The sequence below is a fragment of the Mycobacterium sp. H4Y genome, assembly GCF_000364405.1.
GTDB lineage: Bacteria > Actinomycetota > Actinomycetes > Mycobacteriales > Mycobacteriaceae > Mycobacterium > Mycobacterium intracellulare.
In genome coordinates this window covers 931,037-942,585 of record NZ_AKIG01000001.1, presented here as the reverse complement: position 1 = coordinate 942,585, position 11,549 = coordinate 931,037, and the positions used below count along the sequence as shown (strand labels likewise).

The 11,549-nt window shown below is 67.1% G+C and carries 8 protein-coding genes; 1 reads left to right on the top strand and 7 read right to left on the bottom strand.

Annotation, left to right across the window (positions count from 1 at the left end):
- Positions 1 to 40: 40 nt before the first annotated feature.
- From W7U_RS04285 to W7U_RS04265, 5 genes are read right to left on the bottom strand one after another with little or no spacing between them, the layout of a single operon-like run.
- On the bottom strand, positions 41 to 1,489 hold the full coding sequence (locus W7U_RS04285; protein ID WP_008255235.1) for a VWA domain-containing protein: 1,449 nt from the start codon (positions 1,487 to 1,489) through the stop codon (positions 41 to 43).
- Between the two features lie 10 nt (positions 1,490 to 1,499).
- The gene (locus tag W7U_RS04280; RefSeq protein ID WP_008255233.1) at positions 1,500 to 2,375 is read right to left on the bottom strand and encodes a MoxR family ATPase; all 876 of its coding nucleotides are present in this window, start codon (positions 2,373 to 2,375) and stop codon (positions 1,500 to 1,502) included.
- 36 nt (positions 2,376 to 2,411) lie between these two features.
- On the bottom strand, positions 2,412 to 3,695 hold the full coding sequence (locus tag W7U_RS04275) for a glutamate-5-semialdehyde dehydrogenase (RefSeq protein WP_020822099.1): 1,284 nt from the start codon (positions 3,693 to 3,695) through the stop codon (positions 2,412 to 2,414).
- A 46-nt stretch (positions 3,696 to 3,741) separates the two neighbouring features.
- Positions 3,742 to 5,145 carry a mechanosensitive ion channel family protein gene (locus W7U_RS04270; protein WP_008255230.1) on the bottom strand — a complete coding sequence of 468 codons (1,404 nt, stop codon included), beginning with the start codon at positions 5,143 to 5,145 and terminating at the stop codon, positions 3,742 to 3,744.
- Positions 5,145 to 7,334 carry an adenylate/guanylate cyclase domain-containing protein gene (locus W7U_RS04265; RefSeq protein ID WP_008255227.1) on the bottom strand — a complete coding sequence of 730 codons (2,190 nt, stop codon included), beginning with the start codon at positions 7,332 to 7,334 and terminating at the stop codon, positions 5,145 to 5,147. The genes W7U_RS04270 and W7U_RS04265 overlap by 1 nt, the downstream gene beginning before the upstream one ends.
- A gap of 154 nt (positions 7,335 to 7,488) precedes the next feature.
- On the opposite strand from W7U_RS04265, the gene W7U_RS04260 reads away from it, so the two are divergent.
- Positions 7,489 to 8,367 (top strand): ribokinase, encoded by an 879-nt coding sequence (locus W7U_RS04260; RefSeq protein WP_080588112.1) that lies wholly within the window; start codon positions 7,489 to 7,491, stop codon positions 8,365 to 8,367.
- A gap of 25 nt (positions 8,368 to 8,392) precedes the next feature.
- On the opposite strand, the gene W7U_RS04255 is transcribed toward W7U_RS04260, so the two are convergent.
- Both W7U_RS04255 and W7U_RS04250 read right to left on the bottom strand, forming a co-directional pair.
- Positions 8,393 to 9,364 carry an IS481 family transposase gene (locus tag W7U_RS04255; RefSeq protein ID WP_036428693.1) on the bottom strand — a complete coding sequence of 324 codons (972 nt, stop codon included), beginning with the start codon at positions 9,362 to 9,364 and terminating at the stop codon, positions 8,393 to 8,395.
- A 105-nt stretch (positions 9,365 to 9,469) separates the two neighbouring features.
- Complete coding sequence (locus tag W7U_RS04250; RefSeq protein ID WP_008255224.1) at positions 9,470 to 11,512, bottom strand: NAD(+) synthase; 2,043 nt, start codon at positions 11,510 to 11,512, stop codon at positions 9,470 to 9,472.
- Positions 11,513 to 11,549: the final 37 nt, after the last annotated feature.

Here is an 11,549-nt window from a genome sequence, read left to right as displayed (position 1 = left end):
TCACACGGGCAGCCGTGACCTCCCACGGGCAGCAGCGACCTCACACGGGCAGCAGCTGGTCGATCACCGCGGCCAACTGCTTGGCGGACCGGCATTCGTGCATGGCGATGACCTCTTGATAGCGCGGCACCGCCGAGTCGCCGCTTCCCCACAGATGCTTGGGCTCGGGATTCAGCCAGTGTGCGTGCCGGCTGGCGGTCACCATGTGCGACAGCAGCTCGGTTTCCGGGTTGCGATAGTTGGTGCGGCCATCCCCCAACACCAACAGCGAGGTGCGCGGGGAGAGCACATTCGGGAACGCCTGCACGAACGACGCAAACGCGTTGCCGTAGTCGGAATGGCCGTCGCGGCTGTAGACGCCCGACTCCCGGGTGATCCGCTGGATGGCCACGGCCAGGTCGGCCTCGGGCCCGAACATGTGGGTCACCTCGTCGGTGGTGTCGATGAACGCGAACACGCGAACGCGCGAGAACTGTTGGCGCAGAGCGTGTACCAGAAGCAGGGTGAAGTGACTGAACCCGGCGACCGAGCCGGAGACGTCGCACAGCACCACCAGTTCGGGCCGGGCGGGGCGCGGCTTGGCCAGCACCACGTCGATCGGCACCCCGCCGGTGGACATCGACTTGCGCAGCGTCTTGCGGAGATCGATCGACCCGGCGCGGCTGCGCCGCCGGCGCGCCGCCAGCCGGGTCGCCAGGGTCCGCGCCAACGGCGCCACCACCCGGCGCATCTGGCGCAGCTGCTCGCCGGAGGCGCGCAGGAATTCGACGTTCTCGGAAAGCTGGGGTATGCCGTACATCTGGACGTGATCGCGGCCCAGTTGCTCCGCGGTGCGCCGCTTGGTCTCGGCGTCGACCATCTTGCGTAGCTGGGTGATCCGCTGCGCCGCAAGGGCTTTGGCGATCTCCTCCTGTGTGGGCGTAGGTTCGTCGCCGTAGGAGGCGAGCAGCCCGGCCAGCAGCTTGCCCTCGAGTTCGTCCAGGGCCATCGCCTTGAGCGCCTGGTACGACGAGAAGGATGGGCCCCGGCTGGAACTGTATTTCCCGTAGGCCTCGACGATGCGGGCGATCATCGCCACCAGGCGCTCGTCCATGTCGGCCAGATCGGGGTTGTCGGCCAGCAGATCCAGCAGCATCTGGCGCATCGCCTCGACATCGTCGGGTGGCAACGCGTTGTCGTCCGGGGTGTAGTCGGCCTCGTCCTCCGCGACCACCGCGCGCGCGCCCAGCGCCGCCGGGAACCACAGGTCGAACATGGCGTCATACGTTTCGCGATGATCCGACCGGCGCAACACCGCGCACGCGATGCCCTCGCGCAGCACCTCGCGGTTGCCCAGGCCGAGGGTGGCCATCACCCGGCCGGCGTCCACCGTCTCCGACGGGCCGACCGAAATCCCCGCTGCCCGAAGCGCTTCCACGAAGCCGACCAGGTGCCCGGGCAGCCCGTGCGGGGCGAGCGGCCGGGAGGGGCGAATGCGGCGGGCGGCCATGGCGGTGTTCCTAGTTGAGCCGCAGCTCGCCGGCCGCGCGCTGTTGGTCGGATTGATGCTTGAGCACCACGCCCAGCGTGGCGGCGACGACCGCGTCGTCGATGGTGTCCAGGCCCAGCGCGAGCAGCGTGCGGCCCCAGTCGATGGTCTCGGCGATGGACGGCACCTTCTTGAGTTGCATCCCGCGCAGCACGCCGATGATGCGCACCAGCTCCTCGGCCAGGTGTGCGGGCAGCTCGGGAACACGGGACAACAGGATGCGGCGTTCCAAATCGGGGCTGGGAAAGTCGATGTGCAGGAACAGGCAGCGACGCTTGAGCGCCTCGGACAGTTCGCGGGTCGCGTTGGAGGTCAGCACCACCAACGGCGTGCGCTCGGCGGTGATCGTGCCCAGTTCGGGCACGGTCACGGCGAAGTCAGACAACACCTCCAGCAGCAGGCCCTCGATCTCGATGTCGGCCTTGTCGGTCTCGTCGATGAGCAGCACCGTGGGCTCGGTGCGCCGAATGGCGGTCAGCAGCGGACGCTGCAGCAAGAACTCCTCGCTGAACACGTCGTCCTTGGTCTGGTCCCAGTCCCCGGAGCCGGCCTGGATGCGCAAAATCTGCTTGGCGTGGTTCCATTCGTAGAGCGCGCGGGCCTCGTCGACCCCCTCGTAGCACTGCAGGCGCACCAGGCCCGACCCCGTGGCCTGGGCCACGGCGCGGGCCAATTCGGTCTTGCCCACGCCGGCCGGGCCCTCCACCAACAACGGCTTGCCGAGGCGGTCGGCCAGGAACACGGCCGTCGCGGTGGCGGTGTCGGGCAGGTAGCCGGTCTCGGCCAACCGCCGCGAGACGTCGTCGATGTCCTCGAACAGCGGCTTTGACCGGGCGGGCACACTCACAATCGGTTCTCCTAAAACGCTTTCTGCACGGGGATCTCAGGCCGGACGCGTCTGTCCGTCTCCCCACGCGATCCATTTGGTCGAGGTCAGTTCGGGCAGCCCCATGGGACCGCGGGCGTGCAATTTCTGGGTGGAGATGCCGATTTCGGCTCCGAAACCGAATTGCTCCCCGTCGGTGAACGCCGTGGACGCGTTCACCATCACCGCCGCGGCGTCGATAGCGTCGGTAAATCGTTGCGCCGCAGCCATATTGGTGGTCACGATGGCCTCGGTGTGGCCGGTGCCGTACTCGTTGATGTGGGCGATCGCGGCGTCGATACCGTCGACCACCGCCACCGCGATGTCCATCGACAAGTACTCGCGCCGCAGATCGTCCTCGTGTGCGTCCTGGGAAAAGCCCCCATGCACGGTCACGCCGGCGTCTTGCAGGGCGGTCACCAGACGCGGCAACGCCTCCGCGGCGACCGTGGCGTCGACGAGCAGTGTCTCCGCGGCGTTGCAGACGCTCGGCCGGCGCGTCTTGGAATTCAGCAAGATCCGCTCCGCGACGTCCAGATCGGCGCCCTCGTGGACGTATACGTGACAGTTGCCGACCCCGGTTTCGATCGTGGGCACCTGCGCGTCGCGGACCACCGCATTGATCAGGTTGGCTCCGCCGCGCGGGATGACCACGTCGACCAGGCCACGCGCCTGGATCAGATGCGTCACCGTGGCGCGGTCGTCGGACGAAAGCAGCTGCACCGCATCGGCCGGCAGGTCCTCGCTGACCAGCGACGCGCGCAACACCTGCACCAGCGCCTGGTTGGACCGGGTCGCCGACGAGCTGCCGCGCAACAGCACGGCGTTGCCGGACTTCAACGCCAAGCCGAACGCGTCGACGGTCACGTTGGGTCGGCCCTCGTAGATCATTCCGACGACGCCGAGCGGGACCCGCTGCTGGCGCAGCTGCAGCCCGTTCGGCAGCGTGTAGCCGCGCAACACCTCTCCGACGGGATCGGGGAGCCCGGCGACCTGACGCAGGCCCGCCGCGATGCCCTCAACTCGCTTGGTATCCAAGGCCAGTCGGTCGAGCATCGCGGTCGGCGTTCCGGCGGCGCGGGCGGCCTCGACGTCTTCGGCGTTGGCGGACAGGATCAATTCGGCGTGGGAGGTGACGGCGTCGGCCGCCGAGCGCAGCGCTTGGTCTTTGGCGACGGTCGGCAACAATGCCAGGACACGGGAGGCGACGCGGGCGCGGCGGGCGGCGTCGTGCACCTCCCGGCGCAGGTCAGGCTCCCGCTGTTGGGCCGCTCCGCTGCGCAATGGTGCCTGCAGACTCATTGAACCAGGGTATCCGGCCGCAAAAGCCCGGGTGACGCGGGCCGATCTACCCGACGCGCTCGCCGCGCCGGGCGGTGCGCACCTTGCTGCGCCGCTCCTCGAGGATGGTGCCGAAGTTCTGCAGCAGCGCCGGTGCGCGCATCACGAGATGCTCGATGTGTTCTCGGTCGATTTCGAGCGCCGTGACCTCTTCGACCGCATACGCGCTGGCCAGGTTGGGTTGGCGGGTCAACGCCGTCAGTCCGAGGAACGCCCCCTCGGACAGGGTGCTGATGGGCACGACCGTCCCGTCGTCGGCGGTGGCGGTGAGCTGCACCCGGCCGGCCACCAGGAACGTCATCGCCGTGGGCACCTGTCCGGCGTCCTCCACGAGCTCGTCGGTGCCGTATCGGACGATTCGCGCCGAGGAGCGCAATGACCGCTGTTCTTCGGTGCTGAGCCGCAGCGCCGGCGCCACCACCTCGCGCAGCGCGTGCTCCACGCGTTCGACCGTCGAGAAGTCGTCATCGGCGTCGTCGAGGTGCAGATTCTCCCGTCGGGCGGCGTACCAGGCCCACCGCAGGAACGTGGCCGTCGCGGCGCCGGCGTCGGCGGGTGAGTCCAACCCGATCGTCGTGCGATACTCGCCGGCGCCCACGGGCACCGAGCGAGGCACGCTGCCGGGCTTGAGCTGTGGCAGCGCCCGGGCCACCCGCGACAGCACCGCGCACACCCGGTCGGGCGCGTCGGCGGCGGAGAAGGTCGTCGTGATCGCCACTTTGTGCGGCCCGGGCGGGCGACTGAGGTTGGTGAACGACGTGGTGGCCAGCGCCGCGTTCGGCATGATCCGGATTCCGCTGCCGGTGTCGATGTGTACGGCGCGCCAGTTCACCTCGACGACGCGTCCGCGCGCGGTGCCGGTGTCGAGCCAGTCGTCGATCCGGAACGGTTGCTCGAACAGCATGAACAGGCCCGAGACGATCTGCCCGACCGAGTTCTGCAGCATCAGACCGATGACGACCGACGTGACGCCCAACGCGGTGAACACCCCGCCGATCCGCACACCCCAGATGTACGACGACATCACCGCCAGGCCAACGCAGATCAGCGCTATGCGGGCCACGTCGATGAAGATGGTGGGAAGCCTTTTGCGCCAGCTCTTTTCGGGAGCCCGCTCGAACACGGTCGCGTTGAGCCCGGACAACAGCAGCACCACCACCAGCAGGCCGAACACGGTGGTGAGGATGCGCACCGGGATGTCGCCGGCCGGAATCCCCGAGGCCTGAACCAGGAGCAACAACAGCGCGGCGAGCGGCAGCAGGTAGTTGCGCAGCAATCCGACCTGCCGGGCCAGGGGGCTTTGCCTGCGCAGCAGCGCATCGTGTAGTTCGGTCAGCAGGATCATCCCGACCGGCAATCCGATCGCGATACCGACCGCCCAGTAGAACCATGACGAGCCGAAGATGTTCATCACCGCTCCAGCAACCGGTAGATGGCCTGATCGGTCCCGCCGACCGAAATCGTGCCCGCCGCAGTGAACTGCCGGACATCGCGCATCGCTTCGTACACCTGCGAGCTGACATAAATGCCGGCCTGCGGTGCGCCGCTGTGCATTTGGTAGGCCAGACTCACCGCGCCGCCCCACATGTCGTAGACCAGGCCGGAGCGGCCCACCAATCCGCTGACCACGTTGCCGGTGTTGACGCCGACGCGAAGGCCCAGCTGATGGCGGCTTTGGCTGTTGAACCGATCGATGATGCGGCCGATTTCGAGGGCGAAGTCCACGGCACGGTGGATGCTGTCCAGTCGCGGGGTGACGACCCCACAGCTGGCGAGATAACCGTTGTGGAACGTGCGGATCCGTTCGACACCAAGGGATTCTGCGGCCGAATCGAACTGCCGGAAAAGTTCGTCGACGGTGCCCACCAATTCGTCTTCCGGCATCTCGGTGAACATTTCGTCGAGGCCGACGATGTCGGCGTAGATGATGGCGACGTCCTGATGTTTTTGGGCGATGGTCTCCTCGCCCTCGCGATAACGCTGCAGCACCGACTCGGGCATCAGGGCCAGCATCAGGCGATCGTTCTCGCGGCGCTGCTCGTTGAGCAGCTCCTCCTTGATCGCGAGGTTGCGGCTCATCTCGTTGAAAGCCGCCGTGAGATCGCCGATTTCGTCGCGGGTGCGCACCGGGATGTTGATGTCGTAGTCGCCGGAGCTGATCTTTCGGGTTCCCTCCTCGAGGCGCCGGACCGGGCGCACCGCCGCCTGGGCGACGAACATCGAGGCCACACAGATGGCGAAAATCATTGCCGTGACTGCGATCACGAGGTTCTTGCTGAACCGGCCCAGCCGCGCAAAAGCGTCGGAGTTGTCGCGGGTCGCCAGGATCGACCAGTGCAGATCGGAGTTGGGGATGTCCAGCGGCGCGTAGGCTTCCAACTCTCGATTGCCCGTGTAGTCGGTGGCGCTCATGACGCCGGTTTCCCCGCGCTGCGCGGCGCGAAGACCCGCGGTCGGCACCGGCTGGACCAACGTGGTGCCCCCCAGCCGCAGGGCCCGGTCCACGACGTCGGGCGGGGTGCCGGCCTCGATGGCCTCGTGCCGGTATTGTTTCGGGTCTTCGATGAATACCCTTGAGTCGGAACGCATCAGGTCGTCGGGGCCGGCCAGGTAGGTCTCGGTGGCCGGACCCATCCCCGCGGCTTCCCAATGCTTGTTGGCGGTCATGATCGTGTTGATCTTCCCGATCGGCACCGGCAGGGCCATGACCCCTTCGAATTTGCCGTTCATGCCGACCGGCGACACCACCCACGCGGTGGGGGTGTCCAGTTGCGGCTGATACTGCTGAAAGTCGGTGATCCAGACGAAGTCGACATCGTTGGACGCCACGGCTTTTTGGTAGGCGCCACGCAGGTTGGATCCGCGATAGGGACCGGTGAGAATGTTGGTCCCCAGATCCGGACCCTTCATGACGCTGTAGACGACGTTGCCCTGCATGTCCAGCAGGAGCGCATCCCGGTAATCGAAACGCGTGACGATGCCGCGCAGGAAAAAGTCGAAGCGGGCGTTGGCGGCCGACCACGCGCTGCCGTCGCCGGCGTCCTCGGCGGGCGGCGAGTCGGCCGTCGGCCTGGGCGCCGCGGTGTAGTGCGCCTGAAGGTATTTCTGCGCGTTGGAACTCGGCAGCACCGCCTTGAGATCGATCGCGTTACCGGTGATCCGTTTGATCGGTTTGATCATGTCGTTTTCGTAGTAATTGACCAGGGTCTGTTCTTCGGCCGGCGTGATGTTCGCGTTGGCCAGTTGGGCGAAGGCGGTGCTGAGGTTCGCCGTCGCTTCGTTGATGCCGAAACCGCCACTTTGCACGATCAGCGAACTCGTCAGCTCCCTGAACAACGCCTGCACTGCCCGCTTCTGGGACTCGCGCATCTCGATGAGCCGTTCGGATTCGACTTCCCGCAATGCGGTGCGGCCGGACACGGCTCCGATGAGACCGATCACCGCGACGCCCAAAATGCTCGAGAGCAGCATGGTGATCAGGATTTTGGATTGGATGCCGAACCGGAAACGGCTGCGCGGCTGGCGCGTACGCGTGACGGGCTGGTGAGCCGGGCCGGGTTCGATGCGGGGTGCGGCATCGGTTAGCTCGCTGGTCGTCAATTGCCTGCCCCTTTTCTCGGGATCCAGCTCCTCACGCAGCAGACTAGCGCGCGCACGCCGAGATATTGATGCGTTTGCCGTGACGCGATTGGGCGTCAAAGCGCCGGTGCCCCACGTGTGCATCGCCATCGCGACGCTACTAACGTCGGGCCCCATGGCAGGGGTATGCGTAGTGGGCAGCGTGAACATCGATCTGTCGCTGGGCGTCGGCGCCCTCCCGCGGCCCGGCGAAACGGTGTTGGCGTCGTCGATGACACAAGCCCCCGGCGGCAAGGGCGGCAACCAGGCGGTGGCAGCCGCGCGCGCGGGCGCGCGCGTGCAGTTCGTCGGGGCCGTCGGCGACGACCCGGCCGCCGAGCAGTTGCGCGCCCACCTGCGGGCCAACGGTGTCGGGCTCGACGGGGCCGTGGAAATCCCCGGGCCCAGCGGCACCGCCGTCGTCGTCGTCGATGCCAACGCCGAGAACACCATCGTCGTGGCGCCGGGAGCCAACGGGCGGTTCACGCTGACCGATGACCGCGCGCGCGGCGTGGTCGCCGACTGCGATGTGCTGTTGACCCAGCTGGAGATTCCGGTCGACACGGCGATCGCGGCGGCGCAACACGCCCGGTCGGCCGGAGCGGTCGTCGTCGTGAACGCCTCACCGGCCGGCCAGGATCCCGCTTCGCTGGGCGAGCTGGCGGCCGCCGCCGACGTGGTGATCACCAACGAAGAGGAGGCCAACGAATGGCCTTGGCGCCCAGCACACCTGGTGGTCACCCTGGGTTCGCGCGGCGCGCGCTACGCCGGCGCCGACGGCGAGTACTCGGTGCCCTCCCCCGCGGTGGACGCGGTGGACACCACCGGCGCCGGCGACGTGTTCGCCGGTGTGCTGGCCGCGAACTGGCCGCCCAATCCCGGCTCGGCGGGTGAGCGGCGACTCGCGCTACGCCGCGCCTGCGCGGCCGGCGCGCTGGCGACGCTGGTTCCCGGCGCCGGTGATTGCGCACCGGACGCCGAGGCGATCGACAAGGCGCTTCAGAACGCGTCCTAGCCGCTTTGCCCGCGGCGGCCGCGCCCTAGTTGTTCTTCACTGGCAGGTTGTGAACGCGTAGGCGGTCGATGGGTGTTTTTCCGCCGATGCCGGTGTGGGGTCGATGGTGATTGTAGTAGTGCAGCCAGTCCTGATAAGTCGCCGCGCGGTCGGCATCAGACAGGTAAGTCTGCGCGTAGGCCCATTCGCTGGCCAGGGTGCGGTTGAACCGCTCGACTTTCCCGTTGGTCTGAGGACGGTACGGGCGGGTGCGTTTGTGGGTGATCTTCGCGCTGAGAGAATCAGTGAAAGCCTTTGACCGATAACAGTTTCCGTTGTCAGTCAACACACGCCTGACGGTGATCCCGTGATCGACGAAAAACCCGTTAGCCCGCAACCAGAACCCGGCTGCGGTGTCTTTGCGTTCGTCGGTGAGGATCTCGGAGTAGGCCAGCCGCGAATGATCATCGACGGCATGGTGCAAAAACGCATACCCCACACCGCTGCGGTTACGTCGACCGGCTTGCCGTCCCAGTTTGCGGTGCCCGCCACCGTCGGGGATGCGGCCCAGCTTCTTGATGTCGAGGTGGACCAGGTCCCCGGGTGCGGGATGCTCATAACGGCGCGGTTTGGCCCGGCGCACCGGCAGCCCACTGGCCTGGTCGAGATGGCGCAGCAACGGCATGCGGTAACGGCGCAGCACCGCCTCCACCGTCGAGCGGGCCAGCCGCAGGTAGGCGGCGATGCGATGCGGGCCCCAGCGCCGCGTGAAGCGCACCTTGATGATCCGCCGCTCCCGACGCTGAGAAAGCCGACCTGGACTGCGATGTGGGCGACTGGAGCGGTCGACCATGGCCTCAGGCCCGCCGGCACGGTAACGGTCGGCCCATTTCTTGGTCGTGGCCGTCGAGCACTGGAACCGCTCAGCGGCTCGGGCATACGTCCAACCGTCATCGACGACACAACGAGCAAGCCGCAACCGGCCACGTGGGGTCAAACAGGCATTAGCGTGGGACATGAGGACCTCTCGGTAATCGGGGTGTGTGTGGTAACCACACCGATACCGGAGGTCCTCACCTACTTCCGCTCACCACGCCGTTCACAACCTGTCGAAGGGTTACACCTAGTCCTCGGGGATTTCGCGTTCGATCTCGTCGAGCCAGATGCGCGCGGACATGTCCGAGGGGGCGCGCCAGTCACCCCGCGGCGACAGCGCGCCGCCGTGCGACACCTTGGGCCCGTTGGGCAATGCCGAACGCTTGAACTGGCTGAACGAGTAGAACCGCTGCACGAATACCTGCAGCCAGTGCCGGATTTCCTTGAGCGAGTACGACGGACGCTTGTCTTCGGGAAATCCCGGCGGCCAGTTGCCTTGCTCGGAATCGCTCCACGCATGCCAGGCCAGAAACGCGATCTTTGACGGCCGGAATCCATACCGCAGCACGTGGAACAGTGAAAAGTCTTGCAGCGCAAACGGGCCGACTTTCGCCTCGCTGCTTTGCAGCTCTTCCTCTTCGCCGCTGGGAACCAGCTCAGGCGTGATCTCGGTGTCGAGCACGGACTGCAGCACCTCGCTGACCTTCGACTCGAACTGCTGCGAGGAAATCACCCAGCGGATCAGGTGCTGGATCAGCGTCTTGGGCACGCCGCCGTTGACGTTGTAGTGCGACATCTGGTCGCCGACACCGTAAGTCGACCAGCCCAGGCCCAGCTCGGACAGGTCGCCGGTGCCCAGCACGATGCCACCGCGCTGGTTGGCCAGCCGGAACAGGTAGTCGGTGCGCAAGCCGGCCTGGACGTTCTCGAAGGTGACGTCGTAAACCTTCTCACCGCGCGAGAACGGGTGATCGATCTCCTTGAGCATCAGCTGCGCGGTCTCGCGAATGTCGATCTCGGCGAACGTCACACCCAGGGCGCGGCACAGCTCGATCGCGTTGCGCTTGGTGCGGTCCCCGGTGGCGAAGCCCGGCAGGGTGAACGCCAGAATGTCGCTGCGCGGGCGTTGTTCGCGGTCCATCGCCCGCGCGGCGACGATCAACGCGTGCGTCGAGTCCAGCCCACCGGATATCCCGATGACGATCTTCGGGAAATCCAGCGCGCGCAAACGCTGTTCGAGGCCGGCTACCTGGATGTTGTAGCCCTCGAAGCAATCCTGTTCCAGCCGTTGCGGGTCGGCGGGCACGAAGGGGAACCGCTCGATCTCACGCCACAGCCCGATGTCGCCGCCAGGCGGGTCAAGCCGGAACTCGATGCGCCGGAACGACTCCGCCGTCGTCCGGTGGTGGCGCCGGTTGTCGTCGAACGTGCCCATCCGGAGCCGTTCCGAGCGAAGCAATTCGAGGTCGACGTCGGCGACGCTGCGCCGCTCCCCCATCGGAAAGCGCTCGGACATGGCCAGCAGGACACCGTTTTCGAACACCATGGTCTGCCCGTCCCAGGCCAGATCGGTCGTCGATTCGCCCGCGCCCGCAGCCGAATACACGTAGGCGGCCAGGCAACGAGAGGAGGCCGAACGAGCCAGCAGGCAGCGGTCCTCGGCGCGGCCGATGGTGATCGGGCTACCGGAAAGGTTGGCCAGCACCGTCGCACCCGCGAGCGCGGCCTCGGCGCTGGGCGGAATCGGCACGAACATGTCCTCGCAGATCTCCACGTGCAGCACGAGGCCGGGCACGTCGGAGGCGGCGAACAGCAGATCGGGACCGAACGGCGCCTCGACCCCCGCGAGCCGGATGGTGCCGCGCTCGTCGTCGCCGGGCGCGATCTGGCGGCGCTCGTAGAACTCCCGATAGGTGGGCAGGTACGACTTCGGCGCCACGCCGAGCACCTCGCCGCGGTGGATGACCACGGCGGCGTTGTAGATGCGGTGCCGGTGGCGGACGGGCGCGCCGACCACCAGGACCGGCAACAACTCGGCGGAGGCCGCGACGATGTCCGCGACGGCCCTGTCGACGTCGTCGAGCAACAGGTCCTGCAGGACGATGTCTTCAATGGAGTAACCGGACAGCGTCAGCTCCGGGAAAACGGCCAGCGCTACGCCGTCGTCGTGGCACTCCCGGGCCATCCGCAGGACCGCCTCGGCGTTCGCCGCGGGGTCACCGATGACGGTGTGATGCGTGCACGCGGCGACGCGGGCAAAGCCCTGGCTGTAAGCGTTGTAAAAGTCCATCGCCCTTCCATTGTCGCCTCGGGGGTGTCAACTCCTC